The following is a 17,731-nucleotide window of genomic DNA, read 5'->3' on the forward strand; positions in this document are numbered from 1 at the left end:
CCACCTCCTTGGCCCGTCCGGCTCCCCCGGACGGGCTTTTCTTTTGCCTGCGCGGCCTGGTTTTTCGTTGAGGGTGCAAAATGTGCTATAACTGAAGCACTTTTGGGCCTGAACGGGTCAGCACTGACGGGAAAACAGACATGGAACAACCAATTACGCTGGTGATACTGAACGGCAAAGGCGCAGGCAATGAAGACCTGCGTGAAGCCATTTTTACGCTGCGCAAGGAAGGTTATCCCATTGAGATCCGCGTCACCTGGGAACACGGAGACGGCGAGCGTTACGTGCGCGAAGCCGTAGCAATTCAGGCTGAGACCGTGGTAGCAGGCGGCGGCGATGGCACCATCAATGAGATTGCCACGGCGTTGGCGAAACTCGATGCCTCACAGCGCCCGGTGTTGGGCATTATCCCGTTAGGCACCGCCAATGATTTTGCCACCTCTGCCGGTATTCCGCAGGAGATGGAGAATGCGTTACGGCTGGCGATCGTCGGCAAAGCGACCCCGATCGATCTGGCACGGGTAAATCAGACGCACTATTTCATCAATATGGCCACTGGTGGTTTTGGCACCCGCATCACTACCGAAACGCCGGAAAAGCTGAAATCCGCATTGGGTGGCGTCTCCTACTTTATTCATGGGCTGATGCGTATGGATACGCTAAAAGCAGACAGTTGCGAGTTGAGCGGCCCGGACTTCCGTTGGGATGGCGATGCATTGGTGATCGGCATCGGTAATGGACGTCAGGCGGGTGGCGGTCAGAGGTTGTGCCCGGCCGCCCTGATCAATGATGGCAAGATTGAGGTCAGCATTGTCACCTCCAAAGAGATCCTGCCAACGCTGTTAAATTCGGTGATCGGGGGTGATGATGACAATCCCAATATCATTCGCGCCTCTCTGCCGTGGTTAGACATCACCGCGCCGCACGAGATGACTTTTAACCTCGACGGCGAACCGTTGAGTGGAAAATCATTCCACATTGAAGTGATGCCCGCCGCCATCGCCTGCCGTCTGCCGCCGTCGTGCGAGCTGCTGGCATAAGGTTAGGGTTTAGGGATAAGTTGCCTGCTGGCTGGTGCCAAGGTCAGGGAGATTTGACCGCTGAGCGTTAGCAAGTTGTCTGGCTGATCGGGTGGTTTGCTCAGGGAGAGCAGGGTGAACGCAAAGTCGCCGTGCACCCATCCCTGGGGGCTCAGCAGCGGCATCCCTGCCGCTGATGCTTTGCTTATCACCCTGCTCTCCCTTCCCCCTAAGCTTCATTGTTGCCTGTTTGATTAGGGCCAAACACTTCAACACCCGCTCTTGACCTGTGTGTCCATCAACCTGATCAAAAACGCCGATGTGATGAGGTGGCAGCATAGTGCACGTTAGCCGAGTGTCTGCCGCAGGGATGCGGCAGCCAAGCCCCCAGGGAGGGGTTCACGGCGTCTCGGATAACGTGCACTAGGCGGACGCCATGACACCGAAGCCCTCTTTGCCCTTAACCCCTTCCCCCTCACTCCCTTAGTCCCTGCCTTAGCAATTAACAAACCCACCATCCTCAGTAACAAATGTGATCCCCGTCGAACATCCGACACTGGCACCTTGTATGGTAGTACGCCAGAGCGTATTTTTTCAGCATACTAAGTCCATAAGGAAATGCCATGAAAAGCATCGTCATCGAACGCCCGGGTGAATTGCAGGTCCAGGATCGTCCTGAACTGACTCCTGCCGCTGGCGAAGTCAGAGTGAAAGTTCAGTACGCCAGCATCTGCGGATCGGATGTGCATATCTGGCATGGCCATAATCCGTTTGCCCGCTATCCTCGCGTCATCGGCCATGAATTCTTTGGCCGCATTGATGCGGTGGGTGAAGGTGTCGATGCGGCCCGTATCGGCGAACGCGTGGCCGTTGACCCGGTGGTCAGCTGTGGCCATTGCTACCCGTGCTCCATCGGCCGCCCTAACGTTTGCAGTGAATTGCAGGTGATTGGCGTGCATCGCGATGGCGGGTTCAGTGAATATGCGGTGGCTCCTGCGGCCAATGCCTATACGCTGCCGGAAAGCATCCCGGACAAACTCGCCAGCCTGGTCGAACCGTTCACCATCGCCGCGAACATCACCGCTTTCCTTAAGCCGCAGCCTGATGACGTCGCGCTGATCTTTTGATCCGGCCCAATGGGATTAACCGCGATTCAGGTGCTGAAAGGCGTCTATAAGGTGCGCAAAGTGATTGTGGCGGACCGCCTGCCAGAACGCCTTGCGATGGCGAAAGCCAATGGCGCTGACGTGGTGCTGAATAACAGTGAAATCCCGCTGGCTGCTCAGCTCGAAGGCGAAATGCCGACGCTTATCATTGACGCCGCCTGCCATCCGGCAATCCTCGCGGAAGCCGCTGCGCTGGCCTCGCCTGCCGGACGTATCGGCCTGCTGGGCTTCTCGGGTGAAGCCTGCTCGATTACTCAGCAAAGCCTGACCAGCAAGGAACTGTCACTGTTTACCTCACGTCTCAACAGCCATCGCTTCCCTGAAGTGATTAGCTGGATGGAACAGGGCCTGATCCAGCCAGAAAAGCTGGTCACTCACTACTTCCCTCTCGCAGAAATTGAACACGCGATGACGCTGTTCGAAAAAGATCCACGTAGCTGCTGTAAAGTCATCTTAGCCGTGGAATAAACCCGGGCTTGCCGGTGCCTCACCGGCAAGAAAAGTCACAACTATTATAAGAATAATCAAGGAATTACTATGTTCAAAAACCTACGTTGGACTATCGTACTTCTGCTGTTTATGGTCTACATGATCAATTACCTCGATCGTGTTGCCCTCTCGCTGACGGTACCGATGATCGAAAAAGATCTGATGCTGAATGCCGAACAGTTCGGCCTGATTTTCGGCAGCTTCTTCTTCGGTTACGCCATCTTCAACTTCATCGGTGGCCTGGCGACCGACAAGTTCGGCCCGACCATCGTGATGGGCGTGGCGGTTGGCCTGTGGTCTCTGTTCTGCGGCCTGACGGCGGTGGCAACCGGCTTCTGGTCAATGCTGATCCTGCGCGTGCTGTTTGGTATGGCTGAAGGCCCGATCTGCGCCTCGGCGAACAAAGCCATTAACGGCTGGTTCCCGAAAAAACAGGCCGCCACGGCCATGGGCTTCCTCAGCGCCGGCTCGCCTCTCGGTGGCGCGGTCGCTGGCCCAATCATCGGCTATCTGGCACTGGCATTCGGCTGGCGTCCGGCGTTCATCATCATTTGCTCGGTCGGCATCGTCTGGATGATTGCCTGGTTCCTGATTGCCTCCGATAACCCATTGAAAAGCCGTCGCGTTAGTCAGGATGAACGTGCCCTGATTGCCAAGCTGAAAGAAGAACAAACCACGCCGGAAGATGAGTTAGCGCAGGCGGCTCACGGCCTGGGTTACTACCTGCGCCAGCCGATTATCCTGGTTACCGCATTTGCCTTCTTCTGCTACAACTACATCCTGTTCTTCTTCCTGAGCTGGTTCCCGGCTTACCTGGTGCAGGCGCATAACCTCGATATCAAATCGATGAGTATCACCACCATGATCCCGTGGATTGTCGGCTTCGTTGGCCTGGCGCTCGGCGGACTGATTTCCGATAAAATCTTTAAAATCACCGGTAAACTGCTGCTTTCACGAAAAATTGTGCTGGTCGTCTCGCTGCTGGCCGCTGCTATTTGTGTGGCGCTGGCAGGTTCTGTAAAAGGGACCTATCCAGCCGTGGCGTTGATGTCAGTGTCGATCTTCTTCCTGTACATCACCGGTGCCATCTACTGGGCGATTATCCAGGATGTGGTGCACAAAAGCCGCGTCGGCGGGATCAGCGGATTCATTCATCTGATCGGCAGCCTGTCGGGCATCGTCGGCCCGATTGTGACCGGCTATATCGTCCACCACACCGGCAAGTTCGACAGCGCCTTTGTGCTGGCGGGCGCGGTCGCAGCACTCGGTGCAGTACTGGTGTTCTTTGTTATCAAAAGCCCGAAGACGCAAAATAAAGCGGTTTCAGTGTGACATTCAGCGCGGGTTCTCCCGCGCCGTAACAGAAGGGATTATCGATGCTTTCACTTGACCATCTTTCGGCGGACGTGGTCCGCCCGGATTACGACCGCCAGAAGCTCAAAACGCGCATGGTGCATATCGGCTTTGGTGCCTTTCACCGTGCCCATCAGGCCGTTTGTAGCGACAGACTGGCCAGCGAACGCGGCAGTGACTGGGGTTACTGCGAAGTTAACCTCAACAGCGGCGAACTGATTCAGGCCCTGAAACAGCAGGATTACTGCTACACCGTGGCCGAAATGTCCGGTGACCAGATGGCGCTGCGGGTGATTGGCGTGGTGAAGGACGCTCTGCATGGCAAATCAGACGGCATTGATGCGGTAATTGAAGCGCTGGCGCAGCCGGACGTGGCAATCGTTTCGATGACGGTGACCGAAAAAGGCTACTGCTACGAACCGTCCAGCGGCAAGCTGGATCTGGCGCACCCGTCGATCGTCCATGACCTCGCCCATCCCGACGCCCCCATTTCCCTGCCGGGCATTATCCTTGCCGGCATCGTCCGTCGTCGCGAACGCAACCTGCCGCCGCTGAGCGTGATGTCCTGCGATAATATGCCGGAAAATGGCCACGTTACCCGCAACGTGGTGCTTGGTCTGGCGGAAAAACAGAGTCACGAACTGGCGGAGTGGATTGCGCAACACGTCACCTTCCCTTCCACCATGGTCGATCGCATTGTGCCGGCGATGACGGACGAAACCCATGCGGCGATGCGCGACAAACTCGGTTGCGACGATCCGGTCAGCGTGGTGTGCGAACCCTTCCTGCAATGGGTGATTGAGGACAACTTTGTCAGCGGCCGTCCTGAATGGGAAAAAGCCGGTGCAGAGCTGGTCAGCGACGTGCTGCCATTTGAAGAGATGAAATTGCGCATGTTGAACGGCAGCCACTCCTTCCTCGCTTACCTCGGTAATCTGGCCGGATATCAGCACATCAGTGATTGTATGGCGGACCCCTACTATCGTCAGGCCGCCCTGAGTCTGATGCTGGACGAACAGGCACCGACGCTGAGCACTCGAGGCGTCGATCTGCCGGCGTATGCCAACTCGCTGATCGCCCGTTATGAAAACCTGGCGATTAAACACCGCACCGCGCAGATCGCTAACGATGGTTCACAAAAACTGCCCCAGCGCTGGCTGGACAGCATTCGCTGGCACCTGAAGCATGGCGGCAGCTACGACTTACTGGCGCTGGGCGTGGCGGGCTGGATGCGTTATGTCGGCGGTGTTGATGAGCAGGGTCAGCCGATTGAAATCCGCGATCCGATGCGCGATCGGCTGGCGCAACGCGTTGCAGAAACCGCGGATGGCGAGGCGCGGATTGCCGGCCTGCTGTCGTTAAAAGCGGTATTTGGCGAAGATCTGGCCGCTGAACCGGCATTCGTCGCAAAAGTGAACCATTTCTATCAGCTTTTACGCGAAAAAGGCGCCAAAGAGACGGTAAAAATTGCCCTGACGCAGGCTTAAGCGAATAAGCGCTGGCGAAGAGCCAGCGCCCTGTTTAGACTTAGACTTTCGTCCAGAAGGTATAGGGATATTACTCAATGTCTACCGCTTATATCATTACCGCCAACGAACCGGTAAATCAGCAAATTTACCGATTCCTGCGCCAGGACATCGTGACCTGCGCGATCCCACCGGGTTCGCTGCTGTCAGAAAAAGAGGTTTCCTCGCGGTTCAGCGTTTCACGCCAGCCGGTGCGTGAAGCCTTTATTAAGCTTGCCGAAGCTGGGCTGGTGCAGGTTTTGCCCCAGCGCGGCACCTTCGTACGCAAAATTTCGGCCAAACGCGTGGCGGATGGACGTTTTATCCGTGAAGCGGTAGAAGTGGCGGTGATCCGCCGGGCGGCTGTTGAGGCCTCTGCCGAATCGCTGGCCCAGCTTGAACACAATCTTCAACTGCAGAAAATGGCCGCTGAGCGTCATGACAGCCAGGCCTTTTTACTGCTCGATGATGAGTTCCATCGCCTGATTGCGCAGAGCATAAACTGCGAGCTGTCATGGGAAACGGTCGAAAACATTAAAGCGGCCATGGATCGGGTGCGCTTCCTGACGTTAAGCAAAGTCTCCCCGCCGGAAAGCCTGATCCAGCAACATCAGGAGATTTATCAGGCGCTGGTTGCAAGAGATGTTGACGGCGCCGAGCACGCCCTGCGCCGCCATCTTCAGGAGATGATTTTCTCCATCACGCCGATTGCTGAGCAAAACAGCGAGTGGTTTGAAAAGCCGCTATAACGCTGGCCATCTCTGCGTCGGATAGAGTGCCATGCGGATATTGAACAGATAGAACAGCGGCCTGAACAGCGCCATATCTGCACGGCACAATGCCTCGGTCTTAACCAGCAGCTGATTCAACTCCATCAGCAACGATTGCGGCGGCTCCAGGTGAATATCCTTGAGTCGCTTTTTAAAGTACTGATTAATCTCAAACATCACCGCATCGGTTTCCAGCTGATGGTCTTTGATAATCGCCTGATGCCTGGCGTAAAAGTCATAGCAGTTCACCCCAAGCCAGATTTCGGTAATCAGATTGCCCCCCAGCGCCACGCCGGGCGAAGGATCGATGCGGTTACGCGGCAGGATGACGTTGATTTTATCGATCATGCTGGCGACATACTGCTGACGCGACAGCAGCGAAGAAGCGTTAATTTTGATTTCGCCGGTGAACTGCAGCAGCTCCTTAATCCCTTTACGCAACACGCGTTTGGCAGACCAGGCCGGCCTTCTGTTACGGATAATGGCCGTGACCAGCACCGCCAGTAAAATGCCCACCACGGTTGAGATCGAGGCATTAAGGATCGACAGCAGGTCGGGCTGCAAATCGTGCGTCATGCCGATAAAACCGGGGATCTGGGTAGCGATAATCAGCCCGATAAAATTGGTCGACGGATTGGCGATGACCAGTCCCAGCGCCAGCAGTCCCGGTGCCAGACAGATAATCAGTGATTCAAAGGTTACGGTCATCGGGATCAGCAGCCCGACGTACAGCACGCTGATCACAATGGCGATCAATACCCCTTTCAGAAACACCTTCATCGAAGCGATTGGGCTGTCCATCGCCGCGAAGAACGAACAGACAACCGCGGCTATCATCGGCGTTGACGCGCCATCTTTCCAGCCGGTGCCAATCCAGAAAATACAGCCGATCATCGTGGCAGTGAACGCGGTGAAGGCCGATAACAGGATCAGCCCTTTATCGCGATGCTTCCTGATCAGCTTAAGCCTGCCGCGCTTTTTCTCCGGCGACAGCTGGCTAACGCGCTCGCGGGCGTTGAAATAGGAATCGGCAATGCGGATAAAATTCAGCAGCCTTTCCAGTAACCCAATCAGCAACAAACCTTCTTCCGCGTTCATTTCACCGCGGCCATACAGCGCTTTGATCCGCTCCTGCGAGGCAGTGATGTCTGCCTCAATTGACTGTGCCTGCCCGCTTTGTTCCGGGCTGTTCAGCCAGACAAGGAAGTGACTGAACGACTCGGCGACAAAATCCGGGAAGGTGATGCCCTGCTCCGCCAGCAGGCTCAGGCGCTTCTCAATCGCGGTCAGCGTTGGGATCAGATAGGAAAGATGCTGATACTGCGCGCTGACCAGACGGATGAGCTTGCGCGCGGAGTCGCCTTCATACACGCAATGGGTGATCAGGGTTTCAACCGCCACCGGATAGTTCGCCATCTGCACCAGGATTTGGTCCCTTTCGGGCGAGCTCTCTTTCGATTCAATGGTCAGCAGTTCGGTGCAGACGTTCTTTGCAGTGTCGAACCAGTTACTGACGCTGTTTTCCAGCAGATTGCGCATCCGTACCGGGAAAACCAGCATATGCACCAGGCTGCTGCAGATAATCGCCACGGTAATTTCTTCGATACGGGAAATCACTGTATAGGTGATCGACAGCGGCGTAGTGACATCGGCAAAGCCCATGATCGCCGCGCTGTAGCCTGCCAGCATAAACACGTAGCTCTTCGGCGTGCGGTCGTGCAGCGAAAGATACAGGCAGCAGGCAACCCACAGCGAAACGCAAAGGCTGAACAGCATCGGATGGGTAACGGTTATTGGGTAGATCAGAAAGATAAAGATCCCGCCCAGCACGGTGCCAAGAAAGCGGAACAAGGCTTTCGACAGGGTGGAGGCAGAATACAGCTGTGAAATCACGTAAACCGAGACCATGGCCCAGGCCGGTTTATCCAGGTTCAGTTTCAGCGCGATATATAAGGCGATAAAGGCGGCAATGCAGGTTTTGACGGCAAATAACCACGCATTTTTAGATAACCACTTCATTATTTACTTCACGGCTCACGTCAGACTAAAGCGCTATTTTAGCGATTTTCGGGCAAGAGTGGAGAGGCTGAGGCATCGATAGTTTGTAACAAAATAATCACATAGGGTGAAAGATAAGGGGCTAATCATTGTCAACCCCTTATCGTTAGCGATTAAGCAATGGTGACGTCTTTCGCCAGATAGACATCCTGCACCGAATTGATCAGCGCCACGCCATCCTTCATCGATTTCTTAAAGGCTTTACGGCCCAAAATCAGCCCCATACCGCCCGCACGCTTGTTGATCACCGCGGTGCGCACTGACTCGGCGGTATCGGTTTCACCTGCCGCTGCGCCACCCGAGTTAATTAACCCGGCACGGCCCATATAGCAGTTTGCCAGCTGGTAACGCACCAAATCGATCGGGTTGTCGCTGGTTAATTTGCTGTAAACGCGCTCGTCGGTTGAGCCGAACTTCACCGCGTTATACCCACCATTGTTTTCCGCCATCTTCTGCTTGACGATATCGGCACCGATGGTGGCCGCCAGATGGTTAGCCTGACCGGTCAGATCCGCGCTGGCATGGTAATCCACACCCTCTTTCTTGAAGTCATTGTTACGCAGGTAGGCCCACAGTACGGTGACCATACCCAGCTCATGAGCGCGCTCAAAGGCGACGGAGATTTCTTCCAGCTGACGACGCGACTGTTCAGAACCGAAATAGATGGTGGCGCCCACGGCAACCGCCCCTAAGTTAAAGGCCTGATCGACGCTGGCATACAGGGTCTGATCGTATTGCGTGGGATAGCTGAGGGTTTCGTTATGGTTCAGTTTGACCATAAACGGAATGCGGTGCGCATAACGGCGCGACACCGAGGCCAGCACGCCATAAGTGGAGGCCACGCAGTTACAGCCCGACTCGATGGCCAGCTCGACGATGTTCTTTGGATCGAAATAGAGTGGATTGGCAGCAAATGACGCGCCCGCCGAGTGCTCGACGCCCTGATCGACCGGCAGGATTGACAGGTATCCGGTGCCGGCCAGACGGCCGGTGTTGTAGAGGGTCTGCATATTGCGTAACACGGCAGGAGAACGATTGTTGTCGATCATCACCCGATCAACATAATCCGCGCCCGGTAAATAAAGGCTTTCCGCTGGAATGGTCATGCAGCGATGTTGCAGAAGAGTGTCAGCTTCTTTGCCCAATAACTGTACGATGTCCGTCATGTTAGCTCCTGTTTAAGGTGAAACCGGCAGGCATTAACGCCTGCCATGAATGATTTCTGACCCCAACAGCGTGGACCCTAACCGGACATTAAGGCAAATTGCTGACTCCATTTTTCAGAACGATCCCAGTGTAAACGTTGCCGATCGTCCGCTACCACCAGCGATGAAAATGGTGCACCGGGCCGATGCCCTTGCCGACTTCCAGCGAATCGGCCTGCTCCAGCGCGCCCTGTAACCAGCCCTTGGCGTCCTGCACCGTCGACACCCAGTTATCATGCCGGGGTCGCAGCGCGGCCAGCGCAGCGGAAAGCGTACAGCCGGTGCCATGGGTATGCTTTGTTGGCACGCGCGGCGCGGTAAAACGCTGCTCCAGCTGGCGGCTGAACAGCCAGTCCGGGCTTTCGGCATCGCTCAGATGTCCGCCTTTCATCAGCACCGCCTGGCAACCCAGCGCTAACAGCGCCCTTCCCTGTCGCCGCATCTCATCTTCGTTAGTGGCAACCGGACACTCCAGCAGCGCCGCCGCTTCCGGCAGATTTGGCGTGATCAGTGAAACGTGCGGCAACAGGCACTCACGCAGCGTGGCAACCGCCGTCGGCGAAAGCAGCGGATCGCCACTTTTCGCCAGCATCACCGTATCCAGCACAATCCACGGCACGGACGAGGCCTTCAGTCCTTCAGCCACCACCTTGACGATATCGCTGCTGGCTAACATGCCGATTTTTACGCTGTCGATGCGCACGTCGCTCAGCACGGAATGTAATTGTGCCGCGACAAAGTCGGGCTCAATGCGGTAAACCGACTGCACGCCACAGGTATTCTGCGCCACCAGCGCGGTGATCACGGTGGTGCCATAGGCACCCAGCGCCGAGAAGGTTTTCAGATCGGCCTGAATGCCCGCGCCACCGCTGGGATCGGTTCCGGCAATGCTCAGTGCGTTGATGCGCTTCATCCCTGAACCTCCAGAGTGAACAGCTCGTCGAGGAACAGCGCAACAAAACTGCCGGGACCCGCTGCCGCCATCGCCGCGCGTTCGCCTGCCAGGCTCATTATCCGGCAGGCGCTGGCAACGTGCGTTAACCGGTCGCCAGGCAGCGCGGCAAATCCGGCCACCACCGCCGACAACGCGCAGCCGGTGCCGACCACGCGGGTCATCAACGGCGAACCGCCAGCCACAGCCAGCACCCGTTGGCCATCGGTGACGTAATCCGTTTCCCCGGTGACCGCAACGATAGCGCCGGTGGTGCTGGCCAGCAGACGAGCGGCGTCCAGCGCCAGCGCCGAGTCATGCAGGCTGTCGACGCCGCGCCCGGAGGTTGCCTGGCGCGCCAGCGCCATGATTTCCGAGGCGTTGCCGCGAATAGCCGCAGGACGGTGTTCCAGCAGCTGCTGACAGAATTCAGTGCGGAAGGTCAATGCGCCGACGGCAACCGGATCCAGCGTCCAGGCACGCTGCGCCTTTCCGGCCGCGTGCACGGCAGCCAGCATTGCTGCACTGCGGGAATGGGTGAGCGTGCCGACGTTGACCAGCACGGCATCGGCAATGGCGCTGAACTGCGCGGCTTCGTCGGGATCAATCACCATCGCCGGCGATGCGCCCAGCGCCAGCAACACGTTGGCAGTAAAAGTCTGCACCACATCGTTGGTCAGGCAGTGAATTAACGGCGATTTTTCACGGAAGAGGTGGAGCGACGCCACGGCATCCGCCGCGACAAAGGTATGAGGTTGGTTCATGGTACAACTCCCAACCGGCGATCAAGAAGGCGATGCGGTCAGGCATCTGACTTCCCTCCGCTGGCATTATCCAGTTCAGGTTCGACGGGTTTTTCTCAGCCCTTTCTTTGGAAAGAAACGGCACCCCGAGTCATTAACTACGTGCTATCAGCCGCCAGATTACGGGATGGCGCTTTTCTTTACCATCCCCCAGGCGGTAATCAGATTAACATTCCACCGCTAAACCGGTATGCGGCGACCGATCTCCACCACACGGTCACTGGGCAGGTAATAGTAGTCGGTCACATGCATGCCATTGCGCGCCATCCAGCTGAAAATCACGCGCTGCCAGGCCGGCAGGCCGCCGCTACCTTCGCGTGGGATGATGTTTTCATGGCCCAGATAATAGGTGACATGCTCGGTATCCAGCTCGCAGTTATCCAGTTGCGGATAGCGTAACAGCGCAGGGATATTCGGCCGCTCCATAAAGCCATACACCGCCAGCGCGTGCCAGAAGCCCGGCGCAAGCTGGGTGACGGTTAAGCGCTCGTCGGCATTGATGCGCGGAACGTTGTCGATAGCGATCGTCAGCGACAGCACGTGCCCATGCAGTGAGCCGTTTCGCTTCACCTGCCACTGCATCACCGGCGGCGTGCCCTCTTTCTCCCGCGTCAGAAACACCGCCGTGCCCGGTACTCTGGGTATGGCTTTTTCTTCCAGCATGGCCAGGAAGTTGTCCACCGGAATAAATTTTTCGTGCACCGCCCTGCTCGCCGCTTCCACGCCGCGGTGCCAGAGCAACATCACACCGTACACGACCAGCGCCAGGATCAGCGGCATATAGCCACCCTCGAACACCTTACTCATATTGGCGACCAGGAAGCACAGGTCGATGACAAAGAACACGCCGGCAATCAGCAGGCTGGTGAGCCGGTTCCAGCGCCACACCTCATTCATCGCCACATACAACAGCCCGGAAGTCATGATCATCGTCAGCGACACGGCGATGCCATAGGCTGCTGCCAGCTTGTCGGAAGATTTGAAGAACACCGCGAGAAAGATGGTCACCACCATCAGCAACCAGTTAATCGCCCCGATATAGATTTGCCCGTAGCTCTCTTCGGTAGTCTGTTTAACCCGCAGCCTCGGCAGCCAGCCTAGCTGAATTGCCTGACGGGTCATGGAAAACGCACCGCTGATAATCGCCTGACTGGCAATGATGGTGGCGAGCGTGGCGAGGATCACCAGCGGGATTTGCAATACCGGCGGGCAAAGCCGGAAGAAGATATTTTGCGTCACGTCAGCACCTGAAAGCAGTAACGCTGCCTGTCCGGCGTAGTTGAGCAGCAGGCTGGGAAAGACGATAGCAAACCAGGCCAGCCAAATCGGCTTTTTGCCAAAATGGCCCATATCGGCATACAGCGCTTCCGCACCGGTGACGCAAAGGAATACGCCGCCGAGCACCAGAAAGCTGACGATGCCGTTGGAGAAGAGAAAGTCGATGCCGTACATCGGGTTGAGCGCCACCAGCACCGCAGGATGCTGCACAATCCCCCAGATGCCCAGCCCGGCGATAACCGCGAACCACAGCGCCATAATAGGACCAAAGACTTTGCCAATCTTCGCCGTGCCCAGCGGTTGAATGGCAAACAGCGCCAGCAGGATCACCACCGCGCCAGGCAGGATCCAGGGTTGTGATTCCGGCAGGATGATGGTCAGCCCTTCAAGGGCAGAGAGTACCGAGATCGCTGGCGTGATCGCACCGTCGCCATATATCAGCGCCGCACCGAAAAGCCCGGCAAACAGCACCAGCGGTCGCCGTTTATCCTTGCGTACTAATAGCGACATCAGCGCCAGAATGCCGCCTTCGCCATGGTTATCGATACGCATCGCAAACAGGGCATACTTTACCGAGGTGATCATCACCATGGTCCAGAACAGCAGCGACAGCAGCCCGAGGATCACCTCCGGCGTGGGCCCTTCGCCCGACAAAGAGAGCACGGTTTTTAAGGTATACAGCGGGCTGGTGCCGATATCGCCAAATACCACCCCCAGCGCGCCGGCGGCTAGTACCGGCAGGCTAAGCGTGTTTTCTTGTGTGTCCTGGCTGGCGGTCATTGCGCCTTCCTTATGAAACCCCAATCTCTTTACACTGGCCTGGAGATGGGAAAGCGTCAACTTCGCCCAAGGACTCTTTTGGCTAACGGCCAACAATACGCTACTCTTGGGCATCATCCCGTCCTGAGCCGAGACAATACGCAACGCATTATGACCAGACCGCTTAATGAACAGTACGGCATCAGCGTGGCAGCGCTGAAGATGCTGCAATACCTGAAACAGATTTCACGCGGGGATCGGGGGTTTTCTATCCTCGACACCACGCTTAACCACCGTTGCAACGTGACGCCACCGGATAATTTTAAGGTGCTTGATGAGCTGTTTGAGGCCGGAAAAATTGACTACGACTATCGCGGCACCGGGCTTGATGGCGAACGGCATGTCAAGCCGGTCTGATAATCCCCGCGCGCGCCGGAGCCAGTCGTGAACGTTCGTCCCTTTACTGAGGCCGACCGCCCTTTCCTGCGCACGCTGTTTCTTGCGTCGCGCAAGGCAAACTGGCACTGGCTGGATGGCAGTGACTGGGCGCTGGAAGATTTTGATCGGGTCACGCTGGGCGAGCGCATCCTGGTGGCGGAAGACAACGGTCACCGCCTCGGATTTGCGGCGGTGTTACCTAACGATAATTTTCTGCACAGCCTGTTTATCGACCCCGACTGGCAGGGAAAGCACGTGGGCAGCCTATTGCTGACCGCCGTGCAGGCGGCGTTCACCTCCACCGGCGCGTTGAAATGCATGAAGGCCAATCATCATGCGGTGGCCTTTTATCAACGGCATGGCTGGACGATAATTTCTGACGGCGAGAGTGAACACGGTGAGTACTGGCTGATGCATTTTGTGCGCTGAACGCTCTCCCGGCGATGAAACCGGGAGAAGGTGACTCAGACCGCGCGGAAGGCGATATCGGCAGGGATCACTTCCCCTTGCCAGTAAAGCTGGGCAGCCACCGCACCGGCCAGTTGGCGATACATCGCCGTAAACTCACTATCCGGACGACGCACCACCGTTGGCTGTCCATCATCCAGATCCTCACGCAACGTAATGTGCAGCGGCAGCTGGGCCAGCAGGCGCGTATGGTATTGCTCTGCTAATTTCTCCGCCCCGCCGCTGCCAAAAATAGCCTCGTGGTGACCGCAGTTGCTGCAAATATGCATACTCATATTCTCAACGATACCTAATACCGGGACGTTAACCTTCTCAAACATCACGATACCTTTTCGGGCATCCACCAGCGCGATGTCCTGTGGCGTGGTCACCACCACCGCACCGGTCACCGGCACATTCTGCGCCAGCGTCAGCTGAATATCACCGGTACCCGGCGGCATATCCAGCACCAGATAGTCGAGGTCCGGCCACATGGTTTCATTCAGCAGTTGCATCAGCGCTTTGCTGGCCATCGGCCCACGCCAGACCATGGCGTTATCGTCCGTCACCAGATAACCAATCGAGTTGGTTGCCAGGCCGTGCGCCATAATCGGCGCCATATGCGTGCCGTCTGGCGAGGTTGGGCGTTCATCACGGGTGCCGAGCATGTCGGGGATCGAAGGACCGTAAATATCGGCATCCAGCAGCCCGACTTTGGCTCCTTCAGCGGCCAATGCCAGCGCCATATTGACGGCGGTGCTGGATTTTCCCACGCCACCTTTGCCCGAGCTGACGGCAATAATGTTCTTCACGCCGGTGGCACCGGGATGATTTTTCACTCTTTTCAGCGTGGCGATGTCGTGCGTCAAGCGCCAGCTGATGGCGGTGGCGCTGGTCAGACGTAACAGCTCGGCGCTGGTCGACTCTTTAAGCGCTTCAAAGCCGCTATGCCAGGCAAATGGCATCACCAAATCAATATGCAGGGTATTGTCCATCAACGCGCAGTGGTGCAACGCCTTCAGGGTGGTGAGGTTATGCTTCAGCGTCGGATGTTCAAAAGTGGTCAATGTGCCCATCACCATCGCACGCAGCGCTTCCGGTGAATGTTGACCCTGAGCTTGTACCGTCATCCCGGCTCCTTGTTTTCTTTATCAGTTCTTTAATGGGTTCAGATGGGTTTAAGCATATCAGAAGTGGCAGGCGGTGATGTTACCGGCCTTAAAAAACGGCGGTGAGATCGCGGGATTGTTTACGCAGGGACGGCCTTTCGGTTACCATCTATCCCCCCTTTTAAAACAGGTATAGCAAGTCTTACTATGACTCAAGTCGCGAAAAAAATATTGGTAACGTGCGCACTGCCGTACGCCAACGGTTCCATTCATCTCGGCCACATGCTCGAGCATATCCAGGCAGATATTTGGGTCCGTTACCAGCGAATGCGCGGCAATCAGGTTTACTTCATCTGTGCGGACGATGCACACGGTACGCCAATTATGCTGAAAGCTCAGCAGTTGGGTATTGCGCCTGAGCAGATGATTGCTGAGATGAGTCAGGAACATCAGACAGATTTTGCTGGCTTTGACATCAGCTACGATAACTATCACTCGACGCACAGCGACGAGAACCGTGAGCTGTCAGAGCTGATCTATACCCGTCTGAAAGAGAACGGTTTCATCAAGAACCGCACCATTTCACAGCTGTACGATCCGGAAAAAGGCATGTTCCTGCCGGATCGTTTTGTTAAAGGCACCTGCCCGAAATGCAAATCGCCCGATCAGTACGGCGATAACTGTGAAGTGTGCGGCGCGACCTACAGCCCGACCGAGCTGATCAATCCGCAGTCGGTGGTCTCTGGCGCGACGCCGGTGATGCGTGATTCTGAGCACTATTTCTTCGACCTGCCAGAGTTCAGCGCCATGCTGCAAGCCTGGACCCGCTCCGGCGCGCTGCAGGAGCAGGTGGCGAATAAAATGCAGGAATGGTTCGAGTCTGGCCTGCAGCAGTGGGATATCTCCCGCGATGCGCCTTACTTCGGCTTCGAAATTCCGGGTGCGCCGGGCAAATACTTCTACGTCTGGCTGGATGCGCCAATTGGCTATATGGGCTCGTTCAAGAACCTGTGTGACAAGCGCGGCGACATCGATTTTGATGCCTTCTGGAAGAAAGATTCCGATGCCGAGCTTTACCACTTTATCGGTAAAGACATCGTCTATTTCCACAGCCTGTTCTGGCCAGCGATGCTGGAAGGCAGCAACTTCCGTAAGCCGACCAACCTGTTTGTACACGGTTATGTGACGGTAAACGGCGCGAAGATGTCAAAATCTCGCGGCACCTTTATTAAAGCCAGCACCTGGCTGCAGCACCTGGATGCAGACAGCCTGCGTTACTACTACGCGGCGAAGCTCTCTTCGCGCATTGACGATATCGACCTGAACCTGGAAGATTTCGTGCAGCGCGTGAACGCCGATATCGTTAACAAAGTGGTGAACCTGGCTTCCCGTAACGCCGGTTTCATCAATAAGCGTTTCGACGGCAAACTCTCCGCGGAGCTGGCCGATCCTGAGCTGTACAAAACCTTCACCGATGCCTCCGCCAGCATTGGCGAAGCCTGGAACAGCCGCGAGTTCGGTCGTGCTGTGCGCGAAATCATGGCGCTGGCCGATGTGGCAAACCGCTACGTCGACGAGCAGGCACCGTGGGTTGTCGCCAAGCAGGAAGGCCGCGATGCCGATCTGCAGGCGATCTGCTCGATGGGCATCAACATGTTCCGCGTACTGATGACCTGGCTGAAACCGGTGCTGCCATCACTGACTGAACGCACCGAAGCGTTCCTCAATGTGGAAATGAGCTGGGATGGCATTCAGCAGCCGCTGCTGGACCATAAAATCTCGGCCTTTAAAGCGCTGTACAGCCGCATTGAGATGGACAAAGTCAACGCGCTGATTGAAGCCTCGAAAGAAGATGCTGCGGTGGCCAATGCGCCTGCGGTTGCAGACAGCAAAGCGAAAAAATCCGCCGAGGCAAAACCTGCGGTAGCGGCTGCTTCAGCCGATGCCGACGTTGGCGACACCATCAGCTTTGATGACTTTGCCAAAGTGGATATGCGCGTGGCGTTGATCAAAACCGCTGAGCTGGTTGAGGGTTCTGACAAGCTGCTTCGTCTGGTGCTGGATATGGGTGGCGACGAAACGCGCCAGATCTTCTCCGGTATTCGCGCCGCCTATCCAGACCCATCGGTGCTGGAAGGTCGTTTGACCGTGGTGGTGGCCAACCTGGCACCGCGCAAAATGCGTTTCGGCGTGTCAGAAGGCATGGTGCTGTCTGCCGGCCCTGGCGGCAAAGATCTGTTTATCCTCGGTGCCGACAGCGGCGCTCAGCCGGGTATGCAGGTTAAATAACTTCCCGTTGCGTTAAGATGTTTAAGGGGCGAATCCAGGTTCGCCCCTTTTTTGTTTGTCTCTTCTGCCCAGTGTGACCGATAGCACGTTTTAGCATTTCATCGTATGATTA

General features: G+C 56.4%; 13 protein-coding genes, 1 pseudogene and 1 riboswitch. Of the genes and pseudogenes, 8 read left to right on the forward strand and 6 right to left on the reverse strand.

Annotated features, from left to right (window positions below; genetic code table 11):
- Positions 1-140 precede the first annotated feature (140 nt).
- From yegS to E2F51_RS22010, 5 genes and pseudogenes are all read left to right on the forward strand, one after another.
- On the forward strand, positions 141-1,040 hold the full coding sequence (yegS, locus tag E2F51_RS21990) for a lipid kinase YegS (protein ID WP_013202976.1): 900 nt from the start codon (positions 141-143) through the stop codon (positions 1,038-1,040).
- Between the two features lie 602 nt (positions 1,041-1,642).
- Positions 1,643-2,653 (forward strand): annotated as a pseudogene (locus E2F51_RS21995) (Zn-dependent oxidoreductase).
- 69 nt (positions 2,654-2,722) lie between these two features.
- On the forward strand, positions 2,723-4,006 hold the full coding sequence (locus tag E2F51_RS22000; protein ID WP_134824575.1) for an MFS transporter: 1,284 nt from the start codon (positions 2,723-2,725) through the stop codon (positions 4,004-4,006).
- 44 nt (positions 4,007-4,050) lie between these two features.
- Positions 4,051-5,514, forward strand: a complete 1,464-nt coding sequence (locus tag E2F51_RS22005; protein ID WP_134824576.1) for a mannitol dehydrogenase family protein — start codon at positions 4,051-4,053, stop codon at positions 5,512-5,514.
- 77 nt (positions 5,515-5,591) lie between these two features.
- Positions 5,592-6,281, forward strand: coding sequence for a GntR family transcriptional regulator (locus E2F51_RS22010; protein ID WP_134824577.1), 690 nt, complete (start codon positions 5,592-5,594; stop codon positions 6,279-6,281).
- On the opposite strand, the gene E2F51_RS22015 is transcribed toward E2F51_RS22010, so the two are convergent.
- From E2F51_RS22015 to E2F51_RS22035, 5 genes are all read right to left on the reverse strand, one after another.
- Entirely contained in the window at positions 6,276-8,321 is a 2,046-nt protein-coding gene (locus E2F51_RS22015) for an FUSC family protein (protein WP_134824578.1), read from the reverse strand. The genes E2F51_RS22010 and E2F51_RS22015 overlap by 6 nt on opposite strands.
- 152 nt (positions 8,322-8,473) lie before the next feature.
- On the reverse strand, positions 8,474-9,526 hold the full coding sequence (gene fbaB / locus E2F51_RS22020) for a class I fructose-bisphosphate aldolase (RefSeq protein WP_105760682.1): 1,053 nt from the start codon (positions 9,524-9,526) through the stop codon (positions 8,474-8,476).
- A gap of 151 nt (positions 9,527-9,677) precedes the next feature.
- Positions 9,678-10,478, reverse strand: a complete 801-nt coding sequence (gene thiD / locus E2F51_RS22025; RefSeq protein WP_013202984.1) for a bifunctional hydroxymethylpyrimidine kinase/phosphomethylpyrimidine kinase — start codon at positions 10,476-10,478, stop codon at positions 9,678-9,680.
- Positions 10,475-11,260 (reverse strand): hydroxyethylthiazole kinase, encoded by a 786-nt coding sequence (thiM, locus tag E2F51_RS22030; protein WP_134824579.1) that lies wholly within the window; start codon positions 11,258-11,260, stop codon positions 10,475-10,477. Before thiM ends, thiD begins: the two co-directional genes overlap by 4 nt.
- Positions 11,261-11,295: 35 nt before the next feature.
- A riboswitch (TPP riboswitch) is annotated at positions 11,296-11,398 on the reverse strand.
- Between the two features lie 81 nt (positions 11,399-11,479).
- Complete coding sequence (locus E2F51_RS22035; RefSeq protein ID WP_134824580.1) at positions 11,480-13,357, reverse strand: potassium transporter Kup; 1,878 nt, start codon at positions 13,355-13,357, stop codon at positions 11,480-11,482.
- 150 nt (positions 13,358-13,507) lie between these two features.
- Here E2F51_RS22035 and E2F51_RS22040 point away from each other — a divergent pair, with 150 nt between their 5' ends.
- Both E2F51_RS22040 and E2F51_RS22045 read left to right on the forward strand, forming a co-directional pair.
- Positions 13,508-13,753 (forward strand): hypothetical protein, encoded by a 246-nt coding sequence (locus tag E2F51_RS22040; RefSeq protein WP_013202987.1) that lies wholly within the window; start codon positions 13,508-13,510, stop codon positions 13,751-13,753.
- 27 nt (positions 13,754-13,780) lie between these two features.
- Positions 13,781-14,203, forward strand: a complete 423-nt coding sequence (locus E2F51_RS22045; protein ID WP_013202988.1) for a GNAT family N-acetyltransferase — start codon at positions 13,781-13,783, stop codon at positions 14,201-14,203.
- Between the two features lie 35 nt (positions 14,204-14,238).
- On the opposite strand, the gene apbC is transcribed toward E2F51_RS22045, so the two are convergent.
- Complete coding sequence (apbC, locus tag E2F51_RS22050; protein ID WP_105760680.1) at positions 14,239-15,351, reverse strand: iron-sulfur cluster carrier protein ApbC; 1,113 nt, start codon at positions 15,349-15,351, stop codon at positions 14,239-14,241.
- Between the two features lie 186 nt (positions 15,352-15,537).
- Here apbC and metG point away from each other — a divergent pair, with 186 nt between their 5' ends.
- Positions 15,538-17,619 carry a methionine--tRNA ligase gene (gene metG / locus E2F51_RS22055; RefSeq protein ID WP_041692067.1) on the forward strand — a complete coding sequence of 694 codons (2,082 nt, stop codon included), beginning with the start codon at positions 15,538-15,540 and terminating at the stop codon, positions 17,617-17,619.
- The last annotated feature ends 112 nt before the right edge of the window (positions 17,620-17,731 follow it).

It is taken from the genome of Erwinia sp. QL-Z3, assembly GCF_004551645.1.
Lineage (GTDB): Bacteria > Pseudomonadota > Gammaproteobacteria > Enterobacterales > Enterobacteriaceae > Erwinia > Erwinia billingiae.

Coding starts and splice junctions, on each gene's coding strand:
- yegS (WP_013202976.1), top strand. CDS start 141: ATGGAACAACCAATTACGCTGGTGATACTGAACGGCAAAGGCGCAGGC.
- E2F51_RS22000 (WP_134824575.1), top strand. CDS start 2,723: ATGTTCAAAAACCTACGTTGGACTATCGTACTTCTGCTGTTTATGGTC.
- E2F51_RS22005 (WP_134824576.1), top strand. CDS start 4,051: ATGCTTTCACTTGACCATCTTTCGGCGGACGTGGTCCGCCCGGATTAC.
- E2F51_RS22010 (WP_134824577.1), top strand. CDS start 5,592: ATGTCTACCGCTTATATCATTACCGCCAACGAACCGGTAAATCAGCAA.
- E2F51_RS22015 (WP_134824578.1), bottom strand. CDS start 8,321: ATGAAGTGGTTATCTAAAAATGCGTGGTTATTTGCCGTCAAAACCTGC.
- fbaB (WP_105760682.1), bottom strand. CDS start 9,526: ATGACGGACATCGTACAGTTATTGGGCAAAGAAGCTGACACTCTTCTG.
- thiD (WP_013202984.1), bottom strand. CDS start 10,478: ATGAAGCGCATCAACGCACTGAGCATTGCCGGAACCGATCCCAGCGGT.
- thiM (WP_134824579.1), bottom strand. CDS start 11,260: ATGAACCAACCTCATACCTTTGTCGCGGCGGATGCCGTGGCGTCGCTC.
- E2F51_RS22035 (WP_134824580.1), bottom strand. CDS start 13,357: ATGACCGCCAGCCAGGACACACAAGAAAACACGCTTAGCCTGCCGGTA.
- E2F51_RS22040 (WP_013202987.1), top strand. CDS start 13,508: ATGACCAGACCGCTTAATGAACAGTACGGCATCAGCGTGGCAGCGCTG.
- apbC (WP_105760680.1), bottom strand. CDS start 15,351: ATGACGGTACAAGCTCAGGGTCAACATTCACCGGAAGCGCTGCGTGCG.
- metG (WP_041692067.1), top strand. CDS start 15,538: ATGACTCAAGTCGCGAAAAAAATATTGGTAACGTGCGCACTGCCGTAC.